This is a genomic window from Halovulum marinum (assembly GCF_009697225.1).
In the GTDB taxonomy this organism is placed as follows: Bacteria; Pseudomonadota; Alphaproteobacteria; order Rhodobacterales; family Rhodobacteraceae; genus Halovulum; species Halovulum marinum.
This window is the reverse complement of record NZ_WIND01000013.1, coordinates 64,209-89,236: the sequence shown is the minus strand read 5'-3', so window position 1 is coordinate 89,236 and position 25,028 is coordinate 64,209. Positions and strand designations below refer to the sequence as shown.

Genomic DNA, 25,028 nt, shown 5'->3' with positions numbered 1-25,028 from the left:
ACCAATAGATCAAAGAGAAATGGAAGACCCGTGATCACGATCAGCGAAGTCGGCCCCCGTGATGGCGTTCAAAGCCTTGATTTCATTGTCGATATCGAGGTGAAAAAGCGCTGGATCACGGCCGAAGCTGCCGCCGGCGTCCCTGAGATCGAGGTCGGGTCCTTCGTCAACTACAAGCGTCTGCCGCAGATGCAGGACACCACGGCGCTGGTGAAACACGCCCTCACGCTGCCAGGCCTCGCGGTCGCGGTTCTGGTGCCGAACCTGCGCGGAGCACAAGCCGCTGTGGAGGCCCGCGCGCACAAGCTCTCGATCCCGGTTTCTGCCAGCGAGACCCACTCGCTGCGTAACGTGAACCGCAGCCACGCCCAGATGATCGACGAGGTCGCGGCGATCCGCGCGCTGGTCGACGATCTGCCCACGGAGGCCCGCCCCTCGATCGAGGTCGGCATCGCCACCGCCTTCGGCTGCACCATCGAAGGCCATGTGCCGCAATCCACAGTCACCGACCTGGCCGAGCGCCTTATGGAGGCCGGGGCCGACGAGGTCGGCTTGTCGGACACCACCGGCTATGCCGACCCGAAGATGATCCGCGATCGCGTACGCGCGGTGCAGACCGCCATCGGCGCGCGGCACATCACCGGCGTCCATCTGCACAACACCCGGGGCCTGGGCCTTGCCAACGCGCTGGCGGCGCTGGAGTGCGGGATCACCACGCTCGACGCCTCTCTCGGCGGGCTTGGCGGCTGCCCCTTTGCACCCGGCGCCAGCGGCAATATCGTGACCGAGGATCTTGTTTACATGCTCGAGGCGATGGGACACAGCACCGGGATCGACCTGCCCTCCCTGATCGCGGCCCGCAAGGACCTGGCCGAGGCGTTGACCGCGGCTCGTTCCGACGCGCCGGTCTACGGCTTTCTGGCCGACGCCGGGCTGCCGCTGCATTACACCCCGCCGGAAAGGGCCGCGCAATGACCGACGCCACCCTGCCCGAGCTGGACCCGAACAACCCGACGCCGCTCTACCACCAGATCTACCTGCACTACCGGCACCGGATCCTGTCGGGCGTGCTGAAGAACGGCGAGCGCCTGCCCAGCGAAGAGGATATCGCTACCGCCTTCTCGGTCTCGCGGATCACCGCCAAGCGAGCAATGAACGAACTGGCCGAGGAAGGCCTGGTCACGCGCAACCGGGGTCGAGGCACAACCGTGTCCTATGTCGCGCCGGAGCGCCCACGGGGCGACGGTTTCTCGGGTCTCCTGGAAAACCTCGTCAACATCGCCGCGACCACGACGGTCGATGTGCTGACGCTGACCTATGCCGCCGCACCCTCCCCCGTGGCCGAGCTTCTGGAACTGCCAGTGGGCGCGCTGGTGCAACGGGCCGAGCGCCGACGCTCCCGCGATGGCGAGCCGTTCTCCTACATCACCAGCTACCTGCCCGAAGCCATCGGCCGCAACTTCGGCGAAGGCGAACTGGCCGCTCACCCTATCCTGCAACTGATCGAGCAATCCGGCCACGAGATCAGCTCGGCACTGCAAACCATCTCGGCCGAACCCGCCGACCCGATCGTCGCCCAAGCGCTGAAATTGCCTCCCGGCGCACCACTGCTGAAGATCAGCCGATTGGTGCGCGATGCCGACGGCAAGCCGATCCAGTTCATCGAGGTGCTGTACCGCCCGGACATGTACCAGCTCGAGATGAGCCTCAGCCGCGGGGAAGACGACGACGGCCGCAAGGTCTGGTCTTCGAGCCGCTAGTTGGCTTGACAGGCCGGTCGTGCAGCGTGCTTTGCCTCGTCGCCGCCCAGGATCGGGAATTGCCCTGAGTCTGGCGCCATGCTGGCCAGCTTGGCCAGAGCCATCCTCAACCGGAATGACGCTCTTCGTGCTCTGCTGTAACGGCTGCCAGCGAACGCGCGGTTTCCACCTGACCTTCGCACGCCGCGGTAATTGCGCTCTCCAATGCCCAGCTAGCAAGGGGTGAGCGCAGGATCAGATTTGCGACGACACAGTTTTCCTGGGCTCGTAGCATTGACTGGGCCGAAGTCTCAGAGTCCGCTTGTTTGCAGTGTCGGAGGAATTGATGGGGCAGCGTAAGAATCCGTTCAAACGGCACCGGTTTCCTCGTGTTATCATCCTGATAGCGGTGCGCTGGTTCTGTCGCTACCCACTGTCATGTTGAGATGCGCGCGACATGCTCGCAGAGCGCGGAGTTACGGTGGATGCGTCGACCATTAATCGCCGGGTTCGCAAGTTCGGCCCCGAGATCCGCAAACGGGCCTACGGTACCCATCGTTCTTGGCGCAGGCTGCAGTGGCATGTCTACGAAACCTATGTACGCGTTGGAACAGGCTGGTATTACCTGTGGCGTGCCGTCGACCAGTTCGGGCAACTGATCGACTTCCGTCTGACGGCTCGGCGTAATGCCACAGCGGCAAGAGCTTTCCTGCGGCAAGCACGCGAAACCGTGCGCTTGTACCTGCCAATGACGATCATCACCGACAAGGCGCACAGCGTTGCCAAGGTGATCGGTGAGATCAACAACAATCTGGGGCCAGAAGGTGCGATCCGGCACATCGATCGCAAATACCTGAATATCCGGATCGAACGCGATCACACCGTAGGAAGCAACGATTGCGGCCCATACCCGGCCTTCGGACCGTGGCCAGGACCAAGGCCAAGGCCGCTCTTGCCGGGATCGAGGCCTTTCGCACTATCAGAAAAGGACAGTTTGAAAACAGTCAGATCGGCGTCGCTGACGAGATCGACTTCATGGCTTATGTCGATCCCGCGCTCGTGGAGCAGATCCTCGACATTTCGGAGCTGGTCTTCCCCCACTGAAGTGGTCCTCCGTTTTCCTAAACATAGCGGAGGACCACTTCAGTGGGGGAAGATCAATAACCGACCAGGCCCTCCACGCCTCTCTTGTCATTGCCCTTGCCGGGCCGACCGTAGCGGTCCCGGATCACGAAGTGGGACAGCATCTCGCTGAAGAGCTTCGCGCGTCTGCGGGTTCCGTCAGGTTCAATCTTCGCCACAAGGCACCGGTCGTTGTCGTAGAGGATCGACAGCGGCACAGCCCCGAAGAACCCAAAGGCATGGACGTGGCCATCCATCCAGGCTTCCGCCGTCGCCGCCGGGTACGCGCGGACATAGCAGGCATCGCTGTGCGGCAGATCCAGGGCAAAGATATGGGCCTTCTGCTCGATCCCCCCAATCACCACGACGGCTTCGCCGAAATCGGCCTGGGCATGGCCGGGCGCATGATCGAGCAGCACGAACATCTCGCGATGCCGCCGACCGTGCTCCCGAACATGGTCCTTGATGATGGTGTAGCCGCCCTCAAACCCTCGCTCATCCCGGAGCCGTTCGAAAATCCTCTTGGCCGTATGCCGCTGCTTGCGCGGTCGCTCCCGATCCTCCGACAGCCACTAGTCTATGATATCGGTGAATCCATCCAACTTCGGACGCCGGATCGGTGCCGACCGCCGATACCCAGGTGGGATCGAAAACGCCAAGATCTTGCGAACGCTGTCACGAGATATCCCGAAATGCCGGGCCGCTTCACGCTGGCTCATGCCTTCGGCACAGGCCAGACGAACCTTGCGATACAAATCCACGGTGAAGATCCTCCCGCCCCCCTCCGCTAAGAAAACAGTGGCAAAAGTGGACGACTTTCACGCCGCACGCAGCAGGGTCATCCCGCCGCTACCGTGGACGACTTTCTCACCGCCATTCTCTGTGGAAATACTTGAAGGGGTCGCGTTTCGTCATGGCAGGAGGCTACGAGACCGCCCTGCCCGTCTCAACCAGATTCCTTCTGACAGCGCCCGAGGTCGGCATTGCGAGCACGACATTCATGATTTGCTAACGCAGCGGACGTATCAGAATTCCTGAATACGAAGCTCGACGGAGCGTTATAAACAACAATAAATGAGAGGATATGAATGAGTTCTATGGCGGAGGGCTATTGGGATGAGGGCATTGCCGTGGTCTCGGCGTGTTTTCAGAGTATTGATACATTTTTGGGCCGCCATCTACCAGCCATAGGCGACTATGAGGCGCAGATTTAGTAGAGCCGAGAGATTACTGTTTCCGCCAGCTTCGCGCAGATATAGGTGCCGGCGAAACAAGACCTTTGCCCTTACCCGAAGCTGCCTGGCTGCACTCCAACGCCATTGTGGAAGAATTAAAGAGTATAATATTTCGGCTGACTGGCGTAGAGGAATTTATGGTGGCCGTTCGCCCAAATAGTGAGTCGAAGAGATTTGGTGTTTATATTTGACCGGATTTATCGAGGATATTTGTATCCGTTCAGCCGGTTCCGGAGTCTGTTGCATTTTCATTATTATCAGTTTCTGACTGTTTGCGGCGGGATATATTGGCCGGCGACTTAGGAAGCTCCTTTGTCAATTGCTCCGATGTTGCTCAACCCAAAGAGCGTGTTTGAGCAGAGGCCCGCTGCGGACGACATTTAGGAGCCGGGGCGGCGGCCGTTACGGATACAGGCACGCGCGATGCCGGCCGCGAGATTGCTCTTGCCTGTTCCCGCGCCGCCGATCAGCACGAGAGTGCGCTGATGATCGGAAGTCCCCGGTGGCGAGGTCACTGGTCAGGGTCTCGCTGACATCGGCTGCTTCGAAGACGAACTCGTGACCTTCTCGGCGAACGGCCGCTTGGCGAATTCAGCTGGTATATGATTGCGCGCGCCTGCTTCTCACTGAACTCGGAAACCAGGAGGTCGCCAATGATCTGCTGCGACAGACTAAATTACGCCAGATCCTGTCCAATGATCAGGGAGCAGCTCAATCCCTTCTGAATTTTTCAGTTTCAGGATAGTGGCGCCACACAGATTGAGGCAGAACCCAATTAAGGGCAACGCGACAACGACCATCAAGCGTCGGCAGATGAAGGCCAGATCCCCGAGCCCACAACTCACTTGGAGCCAGCGTCGCGTCCGGTCACGAATTCAAATGAAGCCGTGACCAGTTCCTGAACAACCACCAGTTCCTGATCCGATGTCGGCGTAAAGATCATCACGTATCCGTCCCAGCCATCGCGCTGGGTCGACCACGGATGACTGACAGCCCAACCCGCCCTTACCGCCTCTTGCGCAAGGTCCGGCGGCAACGAGGCATGCAGGCTGCCGTCGGGGTGCAGGTGCGCAAACTCGCGCCCACCGGTAATGACCTCTGGGCGAGCCAACGGCATATCGTCCTCGATCTGGAACCCCGCGGCACCGGGGAGCGAGACCATAGTCGGTCCGATCTTCACACCCGGCAGTAACGCAACCCTCTTCAAAAGCTCCGCCGACAGGGCCGGCACCGGCTCCACCCCCAACTGCACATGTGGCACGCTGTTGGTTGTGCGCGGTGCCGGGGTGGAGCGCTGAGGCAGTGCGTCGGCCAGCGCCACCACGGGAAGGGCGGCGGCCAGCAAGAACGCGGAGTATCGGCGGAGCTTCATGGGTCTCGTCCTTTTCTCAGATGGTCGGTATCAACCGTGGTAGGCTTGGCTCACGGCAAAGCTGTCCTCGAACCAGTGCCACAGCACGATCTTGCCGTCGCGGACCTTGGCACGCAGGGCGAAGGTGAACTCACCGATCTCCTTGCCGGAATGAGTGGTGGTGCCATTCATCCTTCCGAAGACGTCAACGGTGTCACCCAAAGCGGGTGCGTCGCCTTACAACATCATCCTGCGCGGCTCTCCAAGCATTTCCGCGAAGGTACGGGTGAAGCGGGCGGCCTCGGCCCCGTTGATGACGCGGTGGTCATAGCTCAGGTCGAGCGGCAGCATCGGAACCGGGCGGAAGGCGGCGCCGTCCCAGACAGGTGCCAACTCGGTTCGCGTAAGCCCGAGTATGGCGACTTCGGGTGGATTGACGATCGGCGTGAAGGCGCTTCCGCCGATCCCGCCGAGATTGCTGATCGACATCGAGGCCCCGCCCATCTCGTCCGGTCCGACCTTGCGCGCCTGCGCCCGTGCCGCGAGGTCTGATATCTCAGTCGCGATCTGCCACAGGCCCTTGCGATCCGCATCGCGGACGACGGGGACCATAAGGCCGTGTGGCGTATCCACCGCGATGCCGATGTGGACGAAGCTTTTCAGCACCAGTTGCTTGCCATCGGGGCTGAGCGACGCGTTGAACCGGGGGAACTCCCGCAGGGTGCACGCAAGCGCCTTCACCTGGAACGCAAGCGCCGTCAGCTTGATCCCGCGCGCCTGCGCCTCGGGTTTCACCTCGGACCGAAATGCCTCGACCCGCGATACGTCCGCCCTGTCGTGATGCGTGACCTGCGGGATCATCGCATTGGCCGCCGCCAGATTTGCGGACGCGACCTGCGCGAACCGGCTGAGCGGTTCGGAGGTGACGGGACCGAACTGTGCGTGGTCCACGTCCCAGTAGGCATGATTTCGAAGCACCACTGGTCGCTCGGGAGCGATGTTTCGGTTCAAAGCGTCGAGCGAAGCGAATCCGGCGGGTGGATTGTACCCGGCAATCTGGCGCCAAGCGGCGTGTTCCCGGACCGTGGGGTGTCTTCGCTAAGACGTCATGGATGGCGGTATTCATGGCTGAGGACCCTCGAGCGTGTGATGTAAGGTCGAGACCGGCCCGAGTTGCTCAGAGCTCAAGCGCTGCTCCTACGCCACACAGATTGAGGCAGAGCCCGATTAAGGACTACTCGACACCTACGTCAGTGTCCGAATTTCGGAGGGGGTTGCTCACACATTCCTACCGACAGTCGTGCAGGATACGCCAACGATCCTTTATGGTGCGCCAGCTGTCGCGGTTGACCAGGTTCCGGGGCCGCTCGCCGTTGAGAACACGACACGCCTCCTCGACCGCCATGACGCTCATCTGCGCCATCGCCTGCGCGGTAATACCCGCAGTGTGAGGGGTAAGCACGCAAGTGTCGAGCTCGCGGAACGGATGATCGGCCGGAAGAGGCTGTTCGCAAAACACGTCGAGTGACGCAAAGCTCAAGTGGCCGCTTGACAGTGCGGCAGCCAAGGCGATCTCGTCGATGACGGCGCCGCGCGCGATATTGACGATGCCGGCTCCGACCTTCATCTGCGCCAGCTCATGCGGACCTATCATACCGCGGGTCTCGTCGGTAAGGGGACAGGCCAGAACAAGGATGTCCGCGAGGCTAAGCACTGTGGGCAGCGCAGCCAATTCGACATGGGGCAGACCATCCTTCCCGGACCTGCTGGCCGCGATAACGGACATGTCGAAACCGAAGTGGGCAATTCGGGCAACCTCCCTGGCGATCGCACCGAACCCCACAAGGCCGAGGGTCTTCCCACGGATTTCCTGCTCGCCGAATGCGGCTTCGCGCAGTTCGGCCCACTGCCCCTCCCGTATCCGCCTGTCTTTCACCGACAGGCGCCGCGCGCCTGCAAGGATCATCCCCATGACCGCCTCTGCGACGGCCCGTGCATTTGCCCCGGGCGTATTCACGACGGCAACACCCATCCCGCAAGCGGCATCTACCGGAATGAAGTCCAGTCCGACACCATTCCGGATAAGGGCCCTGAGGTGCTGTGCATCCGCCAAGGCCTCCGCCGGGATCTGACGGCGGACAACCACGATGGTGGCCCGCCGCACAGCAGGCACGATGTCTTCCCACCCCGGATCACCAAGCTGGACGATCGACGCCACACCCTCGAGCGGGACGAGAGCGTCAGCGTCGATCGGGTCGGTCAGGAGAACGATCGGCAGCCCTGAAGTAGTGTCCATGTCTTGCATGATACCAGTTGGAACCCCGATCCGTTTCCCCTGCCGGCGGGCCGTCAATCGACGGTCATTTCGACTTCTTCGGCGATCGGACGCCACTGGTCGACCTGCCGCTGAACATAGGCTTCGGCCTCTTCGGGTGTTCCTCCAATGATCCGAGCCCCTTCTCGTGCGAAGACCTCAACCGTTGCGTCCTTTTCCAGAAAGTCATTCAGCGCGGTGTTCAGTACGGCCATTACGTCATCGGGGATCCCGGCCGGCGCGATGACACCCCACCAAGTGGTGACTTCATAGCCCTCAAGCTCGTTCGAGACCGGCATGATGCCGGGCATCAGCTCATTCTCTTCTTGCAAAGTGATTCCAAGCGCCTTGATGTCGCCATTCGCCACCAGCTCGGCGAAGTTGGTGTAATTGTCGAACATCACGTCCACGCGGCCAGCGATCAGGTCGGTCCGTGCAGGGGCACTTCCGCCGTAGGGAATATGGACCATGTCCGTTTCGGCCATGTAGTTGAACAGTTCGGCCGATAGATGGTTGGAAGACCCGTTGCCCGCGGAAGCATAGTTGATCTCACCCGGGTGTTCGCGCGCATACTTGATAAGGTCTGCCGTAGTCTCGGCCGGAAAGTCGGTCCTTGCGCCAAGCACGTTGAAGGAATCCCCGAGGACAACCAGGTGGTCGAAGTCCGCCTCGGTATCGTAAGGCAGATCATCGAAAAGGCCTGGGTTCACGGCGAATGCGAACGGCGAGATTCCGATCGTGTAGCCGTCGGGATCGGCCTTGGCCACCACGTCAGTCCCGACCACAGTGCCCCCGCCAGGACGGTTGTCCACGACGACGGTAGCATCGAGGGAGTCGCTCAGATCCTCTGCAATCAGCCGCGCGACGGTATCGTTGAACCCGCCCGGCGGGTAGGCGACCACGATGGTGATTGTTTCGCTCGGGTAATCCTGCGCGTGTGCAGCAGACCCCGCGAGCATGGCGCCCCCCGCGAGCAAGGCGAAATAGATCGTCTTCCGTAGCATGCCAGTTTCCTCCCAGATTATGGTTTTGGGGCTGCAGTTTCCCCGCAGCTCTAATCTGTTATCTGACATGACAACTTTCACGTCAACAGAAACCGTACGAAATGGGAAAGGTGCCCTCAGCCCCCGGCGCCTACAGCCTGCCCCCGCGCAATCACGCGCGCCTGAGCGTAAGCGAGGTGGCGCATCATCGCGTCAGCCGCAGCATCCGGATCCTGATCGCGGATCGCATCCACGATAGCCTCGTGTTCGCCGAAAATGGCTCGGCGACGGTCCGCAACACCGATCTTGCTGAGATGTTCGGCCAGGGTAACCCCCAGATCGATATCGTAGCTGATCAGGTCGAGACCCTTGATGTAGTGATCGTTGAGCGATGCTGCCGCGACAGCCTTGTGAAACAGGAAGTCGACATGTGAGTGGGCGGGGCTGCCACCGGCGGCCTTGAATGCCTCGAGCGCAGCCTCAAGGGCCAGAAGCTCATCATCCCCTCTACGAAGCGCCGCATAGCGTGCAGCGTCGGGTTCGAGACTTTTCCTAAACTCGAGCGCATAAAGCATCGACTGCAACTGGCTTGCCGCCGCTTTCTGCTGATCCTCCTGACGCAACTCTTGCGCCACGAATGACCCGGATCCCTTGCGGGAGATCACCAGCCCCTCTTCGCGGAGTCGCTTCAGCGCCGATCGCACGACGGGCCGGGACACCTCGAAGCGCGCCGAGAGTTCGCCTTCCGATGCGAGCTTCTCACCGGGCCGCAATTCGCCGCTGCGGATCAGGCGTTCAAGCGCCTCGAACACCTCGTCCCCGAGCCGTCGCTGCTGTGCAGGCCTGATGTTCGTCCAGGTCACAGTCGCCTCTCTACACCTTAACTTCGCAGATACCCCGCCCCTTCGAGATCGATGACATCCTTGCATATTTTAGCAGCGTTGTTCAGCAAGTCCCGCGAGAGGGGTGTGCCGTCGAGCTTCAACGGGGCCGGCACGTTACCCCAATCAGCCCCGAAGGCAAGAAGGTGGTCAGCCGCCCTGTTGGCGTTGGAGAAGGCATTTACACCCGGTTCGCTGGCCGCGGCAGCAAACAGCGTTGCTACCATGGCCCCCAACCTGTCGGACAGGCTGGTCGCCCCGCTGGCCCTGCCCGCGCGCAACTCGTTTTCGATAGCGCGCAGTTCCCGCCCGAATGCATTCGCAGTACTCAGCAGCCAACCATTGTATCCACCGCCTGTAACGGCTTCGGCATAGCCTCCCTCGGCTCCTCGGACCATCATCACCGCGGGAAGGTTATTTCCTGCGCCGGCGACCCGGTCCTCGCCACTACTGTCCTTGAACATGAAGACGCGCGGATTTTCCGCAAGCAGGGAAACGGTCTCTGCACGCAAGCGGCACCCTGTAACCTGCGGCAACTGGTAGAGCGAAATCAGGCTTTCGGACTGCTCCAGCACCTTGCCGTAGTGCGCGAGGATCGCCTCCTGACTGGCATCAGGATCAACCGGCGGGCAGATGGTTATGCCTGCAAACCGCTCTCGAAGCCGATGGCTTCGCGTCACCGCCGCCTCTATACCGCGCACACGTGCGATGACCCCATCCGTACTCCGGGCCAGGGCGCCGAAAATCACGCGCACCGGGGCCTTAATCTCAGTCGCGGCGAAATCGAGGATATCATCGAAGGCGCGGTCATCGAGGTCCCAGCCATCGCCTGTGGATCCGGCCAGCATGATTTGTGAGACGTGAGGCATGATGCTGCCCAGATGTGCCCGCATACGCTCCCGGTCGAGCGCGCCATCCGCTCGATAATGGGTGAGAAGAGGGACCCAAAGGGGATCCCCGTCAATGAGAGTATGCGTCGCCACGGGCGCCTCCTATGCTTCTTGCCAAACCTGTTATTGAACATTACAGATTTTGGCAAGAACAGTTGTCCAAGGGGAGCGGCGGAAGTTCCGCACTCACCACAGGGGAGGAGATAGGGCGTGAAGATCGAGAGAGTGGAGGTTTTTCCCGTATCGCACCGGATGCCGGACAAGCCCGAGATCCGGATAGGGGTTGGCAGGATGGTCAAACGCGATGCCGTGCTGGTCAAGGTTACTTCCAACGAGGGCATTTCAGGATGGGGCGAGGCACACCACGGACGCTCCCCCGGGGCAATCGCGAAACTGATCGAGACGACACTCGCGCCGATGCTGATCGGACATGACGCGCTTGATGCGGTTGGCGTTTGGTCCCGGCTGCACCGCGGGCATCTGGCCTCACACGGATTTGGCGCAGGTACTGCGATCGCGATGAGCGGGATCGACATGGCGGTATGGGACCTCCGGGGGAAAGCGGCAGGCTGGCCCCTATACAAGCTACTTGGCGGCGGTCGTCGGCCGATCAAGGCGTATGGAGGAGGCCTCAGCCTCGGTTACCAGGAACCTGCCTCTCTCCTCGAAGAGGCACGGAAATTGTCCGACGGAGGCTACAAGGCGCTGAAGCTCCGGATCGGCGACCGTGTCGACCGTGACATTGCACGCATCGAAGCCGTTCGCGAAGGACTTGGCAAGCACGTCGCGCTCTTGAGCGATGCCAACACCGCCTACACCATAGATGATGTCCGCACGATCTCGCCCGTCCTGAAAAGCGCGAACATAGGCTGGCTGGAAGAGCCGTTCTCACCTTACGACCACCATGCATACGCGCGTGCGGCCCAGATCTGCGAGGTGCCGATCGCGGCGGGAGAGAACCACTACACGCGTTTCGAATTCGACCGGCTCCTCGACGAACGTGCCGTTCAGGTGATCCAGCCCGACATCTCCAAGTCCGGCGGTATCACGGAGGTGATGAGGATTGCCGCGATGGCGTCGGCAAGGAACATGAGCGTAAACCCGCACAGTTCCATGACTGCACTCAACATGGCCGCCTCGCTGCACCTGCTGTCGGCGGTGGACAACCCGGGCTATTTTGAAGCGGATGTCTCAGTGTACAATTTGTTCCGGACCGAGTTTGCGGGGCCGGATTTCACGGTGGACGATCAGGGCTTTGTATATGCACCCGAAGGCGCGGGGCTCGGGGTAGAGGTAGACGAAGAGTTTGTGCGCGCGCACGCGCTGATCGAAGGGCCGTGCTATGTCTGAGGACGTCGGTCTGCGGGTCGGGCTTTTCCGCAGCAAGGACTTCGTGACCGGTGTCCTCTTCGCCGCTGTCGGATTCTGGTTCGCCTTCACCGGCGCCGATTACGGGATTGGCTCGGCCCGCCGCATGGGTCCGGGCTATTTCCCCGTTGTGATCGGCGGTGCGCTCTGTCTTGTCGGTTTGGGGCTGATCCTGAGAACGAGCCTGACCCGGCTGCCTCGGGATCCCACGCCCAGGTTGCACGTGTGGCCCCTATTCTTCCTGACGGCGTCGGTGGTGGCATTCGGATTAACGATCAACCGGTTTGGCCTGGCTGTTGCCTGCAGCGCGTGCGTCCTTCTGGCCGGTGCCGCCGGCAGCGCCACGCGCTGGAAGGAAACCGTGATCGTTGCGTTGGTGATGACCGCCTTCTCTGCCCTGGTTTTCGTGGAGTTTCTTGGACTGCCCATGCGACTGTGGAGGTAGCGAGATGGGCCTACTGGAAAATGCTGCCTTGGGTTTCGGCGTCGCGCTGACCTGGAATAACCTGCTCTACTGCCTTATCGGCGTCGTCTTCGGCACTTTCGTGGGCGTCCTGCCGGGCTTGGGTGCGGTGACGGCGATCTCGATGCTGTTGCCGTTCACCTTCGGCCTTGAACCGGTCGGTGCGCTGATAATGCTGACCGGTATCCTCTATGGTGCGCTTTATGGCGGATCGACCTCTTCGATCTTGCTGAACATGCCCGGCACGCCCGCGTCTGCCGTGGTTGCTCTTGACGGCTATCCGATGGCCCAACAGGGACGCGCGGGTGTCGCGCTCTTCATGACCGCGATTGCATCCTTCGTGGGCGGCTGCACCGCGCTTCTCGCTGTTTTTGTCGCTGCGCCATGGATCGTCAGTTTCGCGCTGAGTTTCGGTGCGCCGGAATACTTCAGCATGATGTTCCTCGGTCTGGTGGCGGCAGCGGCAGCGGCTAGCGGCGATCTTTTCCGCTCCATCGGAATGGTCCTGCTTGGTCTCTTGATGGGGTTGATCGGCATGGACATCGTGTCCGGGGCCAGACGTTTTATCTTCGGCATGCCGATCTTGTCCGAAGGCCTGAGCTTCATCGTCGTCGCCATGGCATTCTTCGGTCTGACAGAGGTGATCCGCAACCTGGAAACGAAGAACGAAAGCCCTCCTCTCAAGCCGAATATCAACTGGCGCGGGATGCTTCCGAACCGGACAGAAGCACGGCAGTCCATTGGCTCGGCCCTGCGCGGAAGTGGCGTCGGTGGCGCGCTCGGGGCGCTACCCGGCGCCGGTCCTACGATATCGTCTTTCATTGCCTACATGGTGGAAGTCCGCCTGTCCCGGAACCCGGAGCGATTTGGCAAAGGCGCGATGGAGGGCATCGTCGCGCCCGAGGCCGCGAACAATGCAGCCGCGCAGACCGGTTATGTCCCAACCTTGACGCTTGGCATCCCAGGCGATGCGGTGGGGGCGTTGATCCTGGGAACCTTGATCATGCATGGCATCGCACCCGGCCCGCGCGTCATATCCCAGCATCCAGAGCTGTTCTGGGGGCTGCTCGCAAGCATGTTGATCGCGAACCTGCTGCTGCTCGTCGTCAACATTCCCTTCATCGGGGTTTGGGTCAGGATCCTGTCCATTCCCTACAGGATCCTTTACCCGGCAATCATGATCTTTCTGTGCGTGGGCGTCTTCAGCGTCGCGAACAGTCCATTTCACGTGATGGTCCTGGGCGGGCTGGGAGCCGTCGGCTACCTGCTATCCAAGCTCGACTGCCCTGCCTCCCCCCTGTTGCTCGGCTTGATCCTGGGGCCGATGATGGAAGAGAACCTGCGTCGAGCCTTGCTGATCAGCCGGGGGGACTTCACGGTGTTCCTGACCTCTCCGGTCAGCGCAGTCTTTCTCGGCATCGCGGCTCTGGTTGTCGTCTTGACGGTTGTTTCCGGAATTCGCCGACGCCGACAGAACCGACGCGCCCCGGCTACAGCCGAATAGGCGACAGCCGGGGAAATCGATGCGGCGCTCTTGCGCATCAGGGCATACCGCCTGCGCTTCGCGACCTTGACGGCTACGGGACTTTACCCGGCCCAAGCCGCAGACAGTGCAGGTCGCCTGACACACGGCTACTCGGCATCGGTATCGCGGCAGCAAGCCAAGAGGGATCTGCTTTTCAAGCTGATCTGAAATTCCAGCAAGGCCACGCCGGGAAAACTGTCCCCTTCAGACGTAGCAGGGACCGTCGATCAGCGGATGCGCCGCGACGAATGCCTCGTCAACCTCAACCCCCAGCCCCGGTCGATCTTTGGGCAGAACGCAACCATCGCCATCAATTTCGTATGGCTGGCCGCAAACCTCGTCCCGGAACGGGTTGTGCCGGGCAAGGTCTGCTTCGAAGTAGCCGGGGTTATCCACCGCCGACAACATGTGGATAGAGGCCACCATGTTGATGCCGGTCGCAGAGGTGTGCGGATTGAAGCTCATTTTCCAGGCCGAGCACAACGTCGCGATGCGCGCGCATTCAGTCACGCCACCGGCCTTGGAAAGGTCCGGCTGGGCAAAGCGGACCACACCATCTTCGATCATGCGAGTGAACTCAAATCGGGTGAAGTGGTTCTCGCCCGCCGCAAGTGGCACCGTGCCGTAGCCCGCCGCATGCTGGTAGTCCCGGTAGTCCTGCGGCGAGAAGGGCTCTTCAAGCCAGCCGATGCCCAGTTCTTCGTAAGCGGGCATGACACGGCGCACGTCATCGAGGGAATACCCGGTATTGGCATCCACGAGGATTTCGATTTCATTCCCCACCGCTTGCCGCACCGCGCGGACCCGCGCCACATCGATTGCAGGCCTGTCGCCCACGCGGAGCTTGAGGGCGCGATACCCCCATTCCACGTAGTTCTGCGCTTCCTCAGCAAGCTTCTCGGACGGCTGCCAGCCAAGCGAGATTCCACCCGCATAGGCGGGCGTCGGACGTGAGCCGCCGCCGAGCATCCGGTAGATAGGCAACCCCGCCGCCTTGCCGCGAATATCCCAGAGGGCGATGTCGATGCCGGAAAGCGCCATGGCCGCGGCTGCGCCCATGCCGTGGCTGGCAAGCTGCATCTTGTGAACCTTGGCCCAGACTCCGTTGGAATCCAGAGGGTCCGCACCTAACACGAGTTCCTGCATCGTAGTGTCGATCAGCTTGGCGATCGCGCCGGGACAACGGCCGTGATGTGCCTCGCCCCAGCCGACGATCCCTTCATCCGTCGCAACCCTTACCAGAACCGCATCACGTTTCACGGCCGTTCCAATGCCCAGCCGGACATTCTGTCCTTCGGGAACCCTGAACGAGATGGGAACCGCCTTGATCTCGGTTATGCGCATATGAACACGAGCCTCCTCAGAGCTTGTGCGGCGCTACTCGCCGCGGATTTCCGGATTGACAAAATTGGCAGGCGCCTCACCGGACAGGATGCGGCGCATCTCCTCGGCCGCTCCGACGCTCATTGCCTGCATACTGGTGGCGGTTATTGCGGCGACATGGGGTGACAGCAGCAGGTTCGGGCAGGAGAAAACCTCGGAATCTGCAGGTAGCGGGTGGGTGTCGTGCACGTCGAGTGCAGCTCCCCCGATCCGCCCATCCCTGAGTGCCGCGACAAGCGCTTTGGTGTCCACAACCTGCCCCCGCGAAACATTGATCAGGACCGCGCCGGGCTTCATGAGGCCCAGGCGCCTTGCATCCACCAGTCCGCGCGTCTCGTCGGAAAATGCGCAACTAAGCACCACGGCGTCGGCTTTGGCAAAGATCCGATCCAGCGAAGCCTGTTCCACGCCCTCGGGCATCGCGCTGCTCCGCGATTTGCCCAGCACCCGCATGCCGAACCCCTTGCCAGCGATCTGAGCCACCTTCGACCCGATCGCGCCCACCCCGACGATGCCCAGCGTGTCGCGCCCTATTTCGATTGTGTCGGCCGCGGTGGCCCGCGCCTTGTCCCAGCCGTCAGTACGCAACTTGGCATCGAACCGGGCGTGGGGCCGGCGAAGGTTCAGAAGTGCAGAGATGACAAACTCCGCGACGGAATCGGTGTTGCTGCCAGGCAGGTTCGCCACCGCGATGCCGCGTTCGGTTGCGCGCGCGACCGGAATGAAATCCAGGCCGACCCCGTGTCGGACCATGCCGCGAAGACGCGGTGCGTGATCAGCTATGTCGTCGGGTAACTGCGCCCGCACGATGATACCCGTGGCGTCCTGAGCCAGCCGGCGCAGCGTGTCGGGCCGGGTATCGGGCGCGACAACCACCCTGGCACATTGCTCGATGATCCTTTGCCCGTCCGGATGTATCGGGTTGGTGAGAAGTACGATGTCATCCATTATAATCCACCTTCCCGGTTTCGACCGGATTGGTGAGTTGCCCCAACCCCTCGATGGCGAGGGTCATGACAGTGCCGGGTGCAAGCCAGGTGGGTGGCGACTGCAGAGGCGCGACGCCCGCAGGCGTGCCAGTGGCGATCACGGTGCCGGGCTCCAGCGGAGCGATTTGTGACAGATATGAAATCAGTTCGGCCACGCCGAACAGCAGATCAGCCGTGGTGCCATCCTGTCGGAGCGTGCCATCGACGGTGAGGGTCACACGATGGCCAGCGACCGGGTCGACTTCATCCGGCGTGGCAAGCCATGGGCCCATCGGCCCGAAAGTCGGGAAGTTCTTGCCGCGTTCGAAAGTGCCATCCGCGCGGATGATCTCGCTTGCGCTGATATCATTGAAGAGCGTGTAGCCCGCCACGAAATCCAGGCCGGCCTGCGGTGTGACCGCATCCGCCCGGCGACCTATGATAACCGCCAGTTCCGCCTCGTAGGTGATGCCTCCGGCGCCTTCAGGCAGAAATACGGCCGCACCCGGCCCGACGATGGTCGAGGCGTTTTTCTCGAACAGCACCGGCGCCTCGGGAGCGGTGACACCGCGTTCTCTCAAGGCACACGTATAGTTGTGCGCTGCCCCGATGATGCGCGGCGGCACGGGCAACGGAGCCAAAAGGCGCACGGCGCCCTCCGGCAGGCACGCCGACGCAGGGGGGGCAGCCAGTTCCGCGACGCGTTCTGCTATCGACCCCAGACCGGCTTCGACCATCGCGAGCAGATCGGGCGCAACTCCCATAAGGCAGTCCGCGACGGCAGAGTGGGACAAGTCCAACACCTTGTCCGCGCCAACCCTGTCGACCTCGGCGTGCGCCAACAGGACACCTGCCCGGCTGCTACCGCTTTCTTCAAAAGTTACAAAGCGCATCAAGCCACCCGGTACTTCTGAATGACGTCACGGTTGACTTCGATCCCCAGGCCCGGACCGCCCGGCACGGCGACCATGCCGGCCTTCTGCACGATCGGTTCCTCGGCCAGGAAATCACGGAACGGGTTTTCCTCCTGTTCGAATTCCAGCAGAACCGGCTGCGGGACAAGGCACGGCGGCTGACTGGGCAACGACGCAAGGAAGTGGATGGTTGCGGCGAGACCGACGGCTGATCCCCAGGCATGTGGCACGCATTCGACACCGTGCGCGCTTGCCAGTGCGGCGATCTTCTTGCACTCGGTCAGGCCGCCCGCGGCACACACGTCCGGTTGCACGATGTCCATCGCCTTGCGTGTAATCTTGTCGCGAAAGCCAAAACGAGTGAAGTCGTTCTCCCCCCCAGCCACCGCCATGTCGAGCGCGCGCGAGACTTCGACGTAACCATCTACATCCTCAGGGGAAATCGGCTCCTCGAACCAATCGATGTCCAGCTGTTCGAGCTTTCGTCCGATACGGATGGCATTCGGCACCGAATAACAGTGGTTTGCATCGACCATCAGACGCACATCTGACCCCACAGCCTCGCGGACGGCCGCGACCCTGTCGATGTCTTTCTGCAGCGACCCAAGGCCTATCTTCATCTTGATCGCCCGGAATCCCTCGGAAACGAATTTTTGCGCCTCTTCGACCGCTTCTTCGGCCACACGGTCCATATCGATGAAATAAAGACCGGTCGCATAAGCTTGCACTTCCTGCCGGAAGGCACCGCCGATCAGTTTGTGCACCGGCTTGCCGGTGGCTTTTCCGATGATGTCCCAAAGCGCGATATCAATGCCGCTGATCCCGGCAATGGCCATGCCAGCCTGCCCGTAATCCTTGATCCGATTGTATAGATGCTCCCAGATCACCTCGACATCGAATGGGTCCATGCCAATGATCTGACCGGCCAGTTGGGTCTCAATGAAGGCCTTGGCAACGGCCGAGGGACCGTAACACTCCCCCCACCCCACGATGCCGCTGTCGGTCTCGATCTCAACCAGGCACGTGTTGCGCGTGTTGTAGAGCCATCCGCGCGATGACGTGAAAGGACGCTCGACAGGCGCGCTGAGCCAGTGGCAGGTTACCTTCTTGATCTTCATGATATCTCCTGGGTTCAATTGATTATGCATCCGGGGTCCGGGCCCGTGTCCGCTTTCGGAGCAGGCCTGTGATCGACGGGCCTATCAGGATTGCTATTGCAAGGGTTACCAGCACCGCTGACACGGGCCGGGTGAGGAAGGTCGTCCAGTCGCCGCCGCTGATGACCAGCGCACGCCGGGTTTCAGATTCCAGCAACGGCCCGAGGATGACGCCGATCACCATCGGGTAGACCGGGATGGAACCAAGAGTTGCCAGAAAGCCGAAGACGCCAAGACAAAGCATGATCACCACGTCGAACCAGCTGTTCGAAAGGGAATAGGTCCCCACCACGGCCAGAACGAAGAGTGCCGGTGCCAGCAGGTGCTTCGGCACGTCGAGCACCCGGACGAAAAAGCGGAAGCCGATCGCCCCAACGACAATGATTGCCATGTTCGCCAGCAGAACAGACGCGAGGATATTCCAGACGATATCGCCGCTGGTCTCGAACAGGCGCGGGCCAGGCTGAAGGCCGTGGATCATCAACCCGCCCAGCAACATCGCTGTCACCGTGTCGCCGGGAATGCCGAGCGTGAGCAGCGGAATAAGCGCGCCGCCGGTCACGCCGTTGTTGGCGCTTTCCGAGGCAACCACGCCTGCCGGTTCGCCCTTGCCGAAATTGGCCCGGTTCCTTGAGAAACGCTTGGCCTGATCATAGGCGATCAACGCCCCGACGCTGCCGCCCAGGGCGGGGATGATTCCGGTCACGACGCCGATCACGGACGAGCGGATCATGTTCACGGACTGCCGCGCAAAACCGGCAAAGGTGGGGAACATCCCCTTCAACGTCTTCGGCGCCTCGGCATGCCCCCCGCGCTGAAACAGCGTCGACATCAATTCGGGAATAACCAAAAGGCCGATCAGGGCCGGCATGATGCCGATGCCGCGGGTCAGTTGAAGGCTATCGAAGGTCCAACGGCCCTGCCCCGTGATCTGATCGAAGCCGACGACCGACAGACCAAGGCCAATGACCGTGGCCAGAACGCCCTTCACCAGCGGTGCCGGAACCACCGACGAGATGATTGCCAAGCCCAGGAAGGCGACCGCCGCATACTCGGCCGACCCAAGCTTGAGCGCCAGTCGCGCCAGGGCCGGCGCAAGGCTCACCAAAGCCAACCATGCCACCGCTCCGCCGACGACAGAGGCTACCAAGGCCCATCCGTAAGCTTCGACCGCGCGACCGTTCCTGGTCATCGGATAGCCGTCGATTGTCGTGACCACGGCGGAAGGCGTTCCGGGGATATTGATCAGGATCGCCGGAATTGCGCCACCCGCCATCGAGCCGCAATAAAGTGCGATCATCATGCTGATCGCCATGTCCGAAGGCAGCGGGAATGTCAGCGGTATGAAAAGAGCGACCCCCATCGTGGCTGTCAGCCCGGGCGTTGCCCCGAAGGTGAAGCCCACCATGACCCCCACGAGGATCAGGCCAAGCGACAGCGGACTCGACAATTCGTTGCCAAAAGCAACGGCAAGATGGCTCAGCGTTTCCATGAGGTCACCGCAACGGCACTTTCAGAACAAGGGTGAAGAGCAGCCAGACTCCGATGGAGAACAGTAGCCCGGTCAGCGCGATTACCGCGTACCCGCGAAACGTTCGAACGGATGGCGGTGCAAGGATGGCGCTCACAGAGGTGAAGAATACGAAGGTGATCAGCGAAAACGGCAGCGGCCGCCAGGCAAAGACATAGGCTGCCAGCAGTACCAGTATACCGCCGCCGACCAGCAGAACCTGGCGCACGGGCGCAATCGCGGGCTCGGTCGCTCGCCCTGTCCGCCGGGCGCCGCGCCACCTCAGGACGTCATTGATTGCCGAAAGCGACGCCAGCACGATGACCGTAACCACGACGAACTGCGGCAATGTCCCGGCCTGAAGCCCGCCTTTCGGTCCAAGTCCGGGCAAGTCGAACGCTGGGCCCGCAAGAAACAGCGACAGTACGACGAGAAGCACGCTCACCGCGATGCTTGCGGCGAGATTGAGAATTGGCATGGCTCTAATCTTCCGGATAGCCACGCACCGACAGGGCGCCGATGCGTGGTGCTCTGATATGGAAATGCGGGGGCTTGGCGGATCAGTCCGCGAAAACCTGCGCGGCCACTTCTGCGATGGCGTCGGCAACGCCATCGACTTCAGCATCCAGTTCGTCCCCGCGAAGCGGATCGATCACGAAGCCGTTCTTCGCCGCGAAATCGCGGAAAGTCTCGCTGGTCAAAGCCGCTTCAAAGGCGTCGGCAAGCGCGTTCTCGATTTCCGGATCCAGGCCTGCAGGGGCCTGGATATAGGCCATCTGGACCACCGGACCATAGGGAAACACGTCGACACCGACCTCCTCGAAAGTCGGCACATCCGGTAGAATCTCGAGCCGGTCGGGCGAAAAGGCACCCAGTGGCTTCAGCTCTCCGGCGCGGATCGAGGACACGATCGGCTACATGGAGCCGCCTTACTGGTCCTACCCGGTGCGTCAGACGCTCGGCGCCATCCGGCTTCAGGCCGGGGACGCCATCGGCGCGCTGCAGGCCTTCGAGGCCGCGCTCGAAACCCACCCGAACAACGCCTGGGCGCTCTGGGGCGTCTGGCAGGCCGAGGAGGCGCTCGCCGTGGACCAGGGCGACGCAGGGAACGTCATCGCGGCGCGTCGTGCGTTCGAGCGGGCCTGGCTGGGCGAAGGCGAGCCGTCTCTCGACAGGCTCTGAATACCGCGGGGCGCCGCCATCCGGCGCCCCGAACCACACCAGCCTCACAGCAAAGGGTTGAGAATGAACATCCTGAGATACGCAGCCTTCACCAACGGGCCATCTGGCGGCAATCCGGCCGGGGTACTGCTTGCCGATGCCCTGCCGTCGCCAGAGGAGATGCAACGCATCTACCTCAATCTGTGTGGCGGAGGAGCAGCGCTCGAGCTCTGAGCAATTCAGGACCGTTTCGACCGTACATCGCACACTTGAGGGCCCTCGGGCGCCACTACCGCCATCCACGAGGTCGTCACCAAGACATCCGATATTCCGGGCACACCCCGCTCGGCGCCAAAGTGCCGTTTAAAGCACCTACCACAACCACTTCGCTCTGTGCTTCGTAGCTGACATCGCTCCCAAGGAACCAGTTTCTCTAGAAACTCACGCCTATCCCAGCGGATCTTTCGGGTATCAGGATAGTCGCGCCACACGGATTGAGGATGACCCCCTAAAGCTGAGACACAGCGCGTTCGAAGCCGTCTCTTGCCCCTATTCGCGAGATTCTACCGCTCCTCAAGATCACTCCGCGCGACCCTTCGGTCGAAACTGCGCTGAACGCGGCGGAGATCGTGATGGACGAGAACCGGGACCTTCTTCAGGATCTGGCCGCTCCCCCGCGGAAGGATGCCGACCCCCGCGAATGAGGGCAACGCGGCGGCCCGGGGTCTGGGACTGGCGCGTGACACGCCAAACGAGAGGCCACGGCTTCACGAGAGCGTCGCGGATGCTGGCTTCCGAATTCGCGCTGGCTCCGGATCACCTGGAAGCGGGCGGTGAGATCCACCAGGCTCCCCCGCCTCGCGATACCGGGTCGGTCACACCAGAACTGCGACGGGGCGCCCGCCTGGCCCGCGCCGCCAGGCCATGTCGCGAGACCGCCGCGTCAGGATGCGGTCGAGAAACCCGCGCTCGTCCGGAGAAATTTCTGCTACGCAGGACGCGGCGGCCGCGCCAAGAACTTCCCGAGCCTCCGCGTCGGCCTTCACCATGTGGACTTTCTCTGCGTCCGCCGTCGAAAGCTCCATGTCGAGATGTAGTCTCCCCGCAGGGCCCAACACAGCCAGGAGCTCGGACTGGAGGTCCTCCTGCCCACCCATCACGAGCTGCTGCAGGCGCCCGCCACCCCAAATCCACCGGACACCGCCCCACCGGTCATGTTTTCCTTTCGTCACGATGCTCCTTGGCGCAGTGCGGGTCGTGCCGATACTGACGACACGCTGCCGGCGTGTGCCAATACCGAACCTGCGGAAGAGGTCAGCAGACGCGATGAGAGCGGGCCCATTGGCGACGAGCCCGCCATCAGTATACCGCTCTCCTCCGATACGGTGCAGCGGGAAGTAGAGGGGCGCCGCGGCCGATGCCATCACCACATCGACAAGCGGAATATCCCAATGTTCCGGATCGCTGCTGCGGAAGATCACCGGGCGCCCCAGGGTTTCATTCACGGCCGGAATGACGAGGACCCTGTCGACTTCTCCAAGCCGGACGGGGCCGAGAATGTCGGTGAGCAGACCATGTAGAGGATGCGGGTCGAAGCGGGACGTGAAGATCCCGGGCCAGTTCGCGAAATAACGCCGCCTCGGGAAAATCGCCCCGCCCTTCGCCGACATCAGGTCGAGAATATCGCGGGGCGATGTGTTGGTGGCTATACCGGCCGCGAGGATCGCGCCGACGGAAGTGCCACAGATTGCATCGAAGCTTCGGCTGAGCGGGCCTGCCGCGCGAAGCGTCTCTCGACGCATCTGGAGCGCGGCAGCCACGCAGGCGGAAAAATAGCCAAGATACCCGCCGCCGTGGAGCGCCAGGATGGTGGCAGCGCCGGGATTGGGCGCAGGCAGCAGGATCTCAGGCACCCTCCGCCGTGGCGTCGATCCACTCCACGCCGATGTCGATCCCAGCGGCCGCCAGGCTTTCCATGTCGGCCTGAGCGGCCTCGGTTCGAAGCAGGAGCAGAGGCACGTCCTCGCCATGGGCGACGGCGTAGGTTTGAGCTGAGAAGAGGTCGCTTTCCCCGAGCACCCGCCGGATTTTGGCGAATGACTCCACAGCGCCCAGGGAAAACGGCAGCATCAGGTAATAGGGCGCCGCCTCTCCGAGCCCGGGCGCCGAACTGTCCGCGCAATCGCGCAGAAACTCTCCAAGACGATTCATCAAACCGAAACGCTGCGCTTCCGGCGCGTCAGCGTAGGCATCCGCCACCGCAGCGATGGCCGGCGCCGCAATAGCGACGACAGAGTCAAGAGATGCGAGGTGGCGCATCACCGGGAGCTCATTCGATCGGTCGACGATCTGGAATGTCTCGATAGGCCCTGGCACGATCATGGCGGATCAGTTCTCGGCTCCACCACCGGACACCATCGGGCGAGCGGCGAGTGCGTCGTCCATGGAGAGCCGGGGCTGGTTCCGGCGCGGCATGCCGCGCATCGTGATCTCGAGCGGCGGACCACGCCGCGCCAGACGGGCATGCATCTCGCGACCGGTCGCAAACCCAGGACCAGCGGCCCTGGTTGCGGCCTCAACGAGCGACATCAGGTCATCAGCCGAGAGGGCGACGATCGGTTCGGCGTCCTTGCGCTTGCTGTCCGCCATCACCTGCGGTCGTTCGCCAAGCACCTCCGCCATGAAGGCACCCGGGTTGCGCTTGAGCCTGGTGATGCTCCAAGCTTCGCTTCCGGCTACCCCGACTGTCTGCAATGCCTGAAGCGCAGCGTCGATGCGGGCTGCCTGGGCGGGCGCGAGCAGTCCGTGCCCCACGAGGGATGCGACCGACCCACGCCGTGGAGCGTGTTGGTCCATGCCAGGGTCAGGCTGCATTTGTTTGGTCATCATGGAGCCTCCTTGGGTCTGCGGCCGGAGAATTTTGCATCTCGACCGAATGTGGTCTCTTTTGACGAACATATGGTCCTTTTACATGAATGGCAAGGCGCCGCCAGGTCGGCGAGGCCCGCGTATTCCGCGCTCTCGAGCCGGTCTTCGAACGGCGTGCGATGCCCGACGGGTGACGCCGCCGCCGATCCCGACGCCGGACTGCGCCGGGAAACTCCTGCATCCAAGCCGATTGCGGTTGGCAGCTGCCAACGGCCACCTCCCAAGAGGTGCCTTCTTCAGGAACCTTGAAAAGGTAATGGGTCTGCATTACCTTTCCGCGTGACCCTTCTCGAGGAGCACCGACATGAGCGACGTGCAAGCCCCCCGCTTCGAAGCGACCCTGACAGACAAGTATCAGAACACCGTGCCGGCCGCAGTCCGAAAGGCCTTGCATCTCGGCAAACGAGACAAGATCGCATACGTAATCCGGGGCGGTCAGGTGATCCTGGAAAAAGCCGAGCCTCAGGACGACCAGGTCGATCCGGCGGTTCAGGCCTATCTCGGCTTCCTCGAGCGCGAGATGGTCAACAACCCGCAGCGCCTGAAGCCCTTCGGCGGTGAAGCAAGCCGCCGCGCCGCTGAACTGGTCGAAGGCATGGACGTCGATCTGGACGGGCCGCTCGACGACGAATGAGCGAAGGCCAGGTTCCCGGCGCGCTGGTCGTCAATGGTTGGACCCTGCTGCAGGATCCAGCCTTCGCTGAATCGTATGAAGACCTTGTCGCGAACGTAGAGCGGCTCAGGGAGAAGCATCCCGAGACCTACCGGAAGAAGGCCCCCACGAAGATCCTGGCGGCCATCGAGAAGCTGACCAAGGAGGTCATTCCGGCGAATCCGACCTCCACTGTCTTCGATCTGGGAAACACGGTCGGGCCGGAACACCGGGCATGGAAACGGGCGAAGTTCCTGCAGCAGTTCCGCCTCTTCTTCCGCTACGACACCAAGTCCAAGATCATCATCTATGGCTGGGTGAACGACGAAAGCACCAAGAGGGCCTACGGCAGCAAGACCGACGCCTACAGGATCTTCCAGAAGCGCCTTGCGGCGGGAGATCCCCCGACCGGCTGGAATGATCTAACCAGGCGGGCAGCGCCGGTTGCCAGCGATGAGTCCTGTTGACGCTGTCGCGCGGTACC

At 62.1% G+C, this 25,028-nt stretch carries 27 protein-coding genes and 3 pseudogenes; 11 read left to right on the top strand and 19 right to left on the bottom strand.

The features are described 5' to 3' along the window. Positions 1 to 30 precede the first annotated feature (30 nt). The 4 genes and pseudogenes from GE300_RS15080 (at position 31) to GE300_RS23110 (ending at position 2,843) form a co-directional block, all read left to right on the top strand. On the top strand, positions 31 to 975 hold the full coding sequence (locus tag GE300_RS15080) for a hydroxymethylglutaryl-CoA lyase (RefSeq protein ID WP_325063259.1): 945 nt from the start codon (positions 31 to 33) through the stop codon (positions 973 to 975). Then, a complete protein-coding gene (locus GE300_RS15075; RefSeq protein ID WP_154447522.1) occupies positions 972 to 1,760 on the top strand; it encodes a GntR family transcriptional regulator in 789 nt (262 codons plus the stop codon). The genes GE300_RS15080 and GE300_RS15075 overlap by 4 nt, the downstream gene beginning before the upstream one ends. 436 nt (positions 1,761 to 2,196) lie before the next feature. Beyond that, positions 2,197 to 2,562, top strand: a pseudogene (locus GE300_RS23905) (DDE-type integrase/transposase/recombinase); the annotation flags it as partial. 101 nt (positions 2,563 to 2,663) lie between these two features. Beyond that, the gene (locus GE300_RS23110; protein ID WP_233417060.1) at positions 2,664 to 2,843 is read left to right on the top strand and encodes a hypothetical protein; all 180 of its coding nucleotides are present in this window, start codon (positions 2,664 to 2,666) and stop codon (positions 2,841 to 2,843) included. A 56-nt stretch (positions 2,844 to 2,899) separates the two neighbouring features. Here GE300_RS23110 and istA read toward each other — a convergent pair. The 9 genes and pseudogenes from istA to GE300_RS15030 form a co-directional block, all read right to left on the bottom strand. Continuing rightward, positions 2,900 to 3,622: pseudogene (gene istA, locus GE300_RS15065) on the bottom strand (IS21 family transposase); the annotation flags it as partial. A gap of 866 nt (positions 3,623 to 4,488) precedes the next feature. After that, positions 4,489 to 4,618 (bottom strand): annotated as a pseudogene (locus GE300_RS23900) (ATP-binding protein); the annotation flags it as partial. Positions 4,619 to 4,937: 319 nt separating this feature from the next. After that, the gene (locus tag GE300_RS15060) at positions 4,938 to 5,468 is read right to left on the bottom strand and encodes a luciferase domain-containing protein (protein WP_154447518.1); all 531 of its coding nucleotides are present in this window, start codon (positions 5,466 to 5,468) and stop codon (positions 4,938 to 4,940) included. Between the two features lie 30 nt (positions 5,469 to 5,498). Then, on the bottom strand, positions 5,499 to 5,639 hold the full coding sequence (locus GE300_RS15055; RefSeq protein ID WP_233417059.1) for a nuclear transport factor 2-like protein: 141 nt from the start codon (positions 5,637 to 5,639) through the stop codon (positions 5,499 to 5,501). Between the two features lie 45 nt (positions 5,640 to 5,684). Further along, complete coding sequence (locus GE300_RS15050; protein WP_325063258.1) at positions 5,685 to 6,398, bottom strand: 2-oxo acid dehydrogenase subunit E2; 714 nt, start codon at positions 6,396 to 6,398, stop codon at positions 5,685 to 5,687. Positions 6,399 to 6,735: 337 nt separating this feature from the next. Then, positions 6,736 to 7,752 (bottom strand): NAD(P)-dependent oxidoreductase, encoded by a 1,017-nt coding sequence (locus GE300_RS15045; RefSeq protein ID WP_154447514.1) that lies wholly within the window; start codon positions 7,750 to 7,752, stop codon positions 6,736 to 6,738. 44 nt (positions 7,753 to 7,796) lie between these two features. Next, positions 7,797 to 8,765, bottom strand: coding sequence for a Bug family tripartite tricarboxylate transporter substrate binding protein (locus GE300_RS15040; protein WP_233417058.1), 969 nt, complete (start codon positions 8,763 to 8,765; stop codon positions 7,797 to 7,799). Positions 8,766 to 8,881: 116 nt separating this feature from the next. Further along, a complete protein-coding gene (locus tag GE300_RS15035; protein ID WP_325063257.1) occupies positions 8,882 to 9,607 on the bottom strand; it encodes a FadR/GntR family transcriptional regulator in 726 nt (241 codons plus the stop codon). A 17-nt stretch (positions 9,608 to 9,624) separates the two neighbouring features. Continuing rightward, the gene (locus GE300_RS15030) at positions 9,625 to 10,608 is read right to left on the bottom strand and encodes a dihydrodipicolinate synthase family protein (RefSeq protein WP_154447508.1); all 984 of its coding nucleotides are present in this window, start codon (positions 10,606 to 10,608) and stop codon (positions 9,625 to 9,627) included. A gap of 117 nt (positions 10,609 to 10,725) precedes the next feature. Here GE300_RS15030 and GE300_RS15025 point away from each other — a divergent pair, with 117 nt between their 5' ends. The 3 genes from GE300_RS15025 to GE300_RS15015 are packed head-to-tail and all read left to right on the top strand — an operon-like array spanning position 10,726 to position 13,850. Next, positions 10,726 to 11,865 carry a mandelate racemase/muconate lactonizing enzyme family protein gene (locus GE300_RS15025; protein ID WP_325063256.1) on the top strand — a complete coding sequence of 380 codons (1,140 nt, stop codon included), beginning with the start codon at positions 10,726 to 10,728 and terminating at the stop codon, positions 11,863 to 11,865. Then, positions 11,858 to 12,328 (top strand): tripartite tricarboxylate transporter TctB family protein, encoded by a 471-nt coding sequence (locus GE300_RS15020; RefSeq protein WP_154447506.1) that lies wholly within the window; start codon positions 11,858 to 11,860, stop codon positions 12,326 to 12,328. Before GE300_RS15025 ends, GE300_RS15020 begins: the two co-directional genes overlap by 8 nt. A gap of 4 nt (positions 12,329 to 12,332) precedes the next feature. After that, on the top strand, positions 12,333 to 13,850 hold the full coding sequence (locus GE300_RS15015) for a tripartite tricarboxylate transporter permease (RefSeq protein WP_154447504.1): 1,518 nt from the start codon (positions 12,333 to 12,335) through the stop codon (positions 13,848 to 13,850). Between the two features lie 225 nt (positions 13,851 to 14,075). Here GE300_RS15015 and GE300_RS15010 read toward each other — a convergent pair whose 3' ends face one another. The 7 genes from GE300_RS15010 to GE300_RS14980 all read right to left on the bottom strand — a co-directional run bounded on the left by GE300_RS15010 (position 14,076) and on the right by GE300_RS14980 (position 20,711). Continuing rightward, a complete protein-coding gene (locus GE300_RS15010) occupies positions 14,076 to 15,215 on the bottom strand; it encodes a mandelate racemase/muconate lactonizing enzyme family protein (protein ID WP_154447502.1) in 1,140 nt (379 codons plus the stop codon). 33 nt (positions 15,216 to 15,248) lie between these two features. After that, complete coding sequence (locus GE300_RS15005; RefSeq protein ID WP_154447500.1) at positions 15,249 to 16,202, bottom strand: NAD(P)-dependent oxidoreductase; 954 nt, start codon at positions 16,200 to 16,202, stop codon at positions 15,249 to 15,251. Further along, positions 16,195 to 17,115, bottom strand: a complete 921-nt coding sequence (locus tag GE300_RS15000; RefSeq protein ID WP_154447498.1) for a fumarylacetoacetate hydrolase family protein — start codon at positions 17,113 to 17,115, stop codon at positions 16,195 to 16,197. The genes GE300_RS15005 and GE300_RS15000 overlap by 8 nt, the downstream gene beginning before the upstream one ends. After that, positions 17,115 to 18,254: a mandelate racemase/muconate lactonizing enzyme family protein gene (locus GE300_RS14995; protein ID WP_154447497.1), complete on the bottom strand. Its 1,140-nt coding sequence runs from the start codon at positions 18,252 to 18,254 to the stop codon at positions 17,115 to 17,117. The genes GE300_RS15000 and GE300_RS14995 overlap by 1 nt, the downstream gene beginning before the upstream one ends. A gap of 22 nt (positions 18,255 to 18,276) precedes the next feature. After that, positions 18,277 to 19,785 (bottom strand): tripartite tricarboxylate transporter permease, encoded by a 1,509-nt coding sequence (locus tag GE300_RS14990; RefSeq protein ID WP_154447496.1) that lies wholly within the window; start codon positions 19,783 to 19,785, stop codon positions 18,277 to 18,279. Positions 19,786 to 19,789: 4 nt separating this feature from the next. Then, a complete protein-coding gene (locus tag GE300_RS14985) occupies positions 19,790 to 20,281 on the bottom strand; it encodes a tripartite tricarboxylate transporter TctB family protein (RefSeq protein ID WP_233417057.1) in 492 nt (163 codons plus the stop codon). Between the two features lie 82 nt (positions 20,282 to 20,363). Then, a complete protein-coding gene (locus GE300_RS14980; protein WP_154447494.1) occupies positions 20,364 to 20,711 on the bottom strand; it encodes a tripartite tricarboxylate transporter substrate-binding protein in 348 nt (115 codons plus the stop codon). Positions 20,712 to 20,721: 10 nt separating this feature from the next. Here GE300_RS14980 and GE300_RS14975 point away from each other — a divergent pair, with 10 nt between their 5' ends. Both GE300_RS14975 and GE300_RS14970 read left to right on the top strand, forming a co-directional pair. Beyond that, positions 20,722 to 20,985: a hypothetical protein gene (locus GE300_RS14975; protein ID WP_233417056.1), complete on the top strand. Its 264-nt coding sequence runs from the start codon at positions 20,722 to 20,724 to the stop codon at positions 20,983 to 20,985. A 63-nt stretch (positions 20,986 to 21,048) separates the two neighbouring features. After that, positions 21,049 to 21,198 carry a PhzF family phenazine biosynthesis protein gene (locus GE300_RS14970; RefSeq protein WP_154447493.1) on the top strand — a complete coding sequence of 50 codons (150 nt, stop codon included), beginning with the start codon at positions 21,049 to 21,051 and terminating at the stop codon, positions 21,196 to 21,198. Between the two features lie 641 nt (positions 21,199 to 21,839). On the opposite strand, the gene GE300_RS14965 is transcribed toward GE300_RS14970, so the two are convergent. From GE300_RS14965 to GE300_RS14960, 3 genes are read right to left on the bottom strand one after another with little or no spacing between them, the layout of a single operon-like run. Further along, positions 21,840 to 22,877 carry a CBASS cGAMP-activated phospholipase gene (locus GE300_RS14965; protein ID WP_325063255.1) on the bottom strand — a complete coding sequence of 346 codons (1,038 nt, stop codon included), beginning with the start codon at positions 22,875 to 22,877 and terminating at the stop codon, positions 21,840 to 21,842. Further along, positions 22,870 to 23,346, bottom strand: a complete 477-nt coding sequence (locus GE300_RS23105; protein WP_233417055.1) for a hypothetical protein — start codon at positions 23,344 to 23,346, stop codon at positions 22,870 to 22,872. Before GE300_RS23105 ends, GE300_RS14965 begins: the two co-directional genes overlap by 8 nt. Positions 23,347 to 23,352: 6 nt before the next feature. Further along, positions 23,353 to 23,853: a hypothetical protein gene (locus GE300_RS14960; protein ID WP_154447489.1), complete on the bottom strand. Its 501-nt coding sequence runs from the start codon at positions 23,851 to 23,853 to the stop codon at positions 23,353 to 23,355. A 343-nt stretch (positions 23,854 to 24,196) separates the two neighbouring features. On the opposite strand from GE300_RS14960, the gene GE300_RS14955 reads away from it, so the two are divergent. Together GE300_RS14955 and GE300_RS14950 are read left to right on the top strand one after the other, a co-directional pair. After that, positions 24,197 to 24,526: a type II toxin-antitoxin system PrlF family antitoxin gene (locus GE300_RS14955; RefSeq protein WP_154447487.1), complete on the top strand. Its 330-nt coding sequence runs from the start codon at positions 24,197 to 24,199 to the stop codon at positions 24,524 to 24,526. Continuing rightward, entirely contained in the window at positions 24,523 to 25,011 is a 489-nt protein-coding gene (locus GE300_RS14950) for a type II toxin-antitoxin system YhaV family toxin (protein WP_154447485.1), read from the top strand. The genes GE300_RS14955 and GE300_RS14950 overlap by 4 nt, the downstream gene beginning before the upstream one ends. Positions 25,012 to 25,028: the final 17 nt, after the last annotated feature.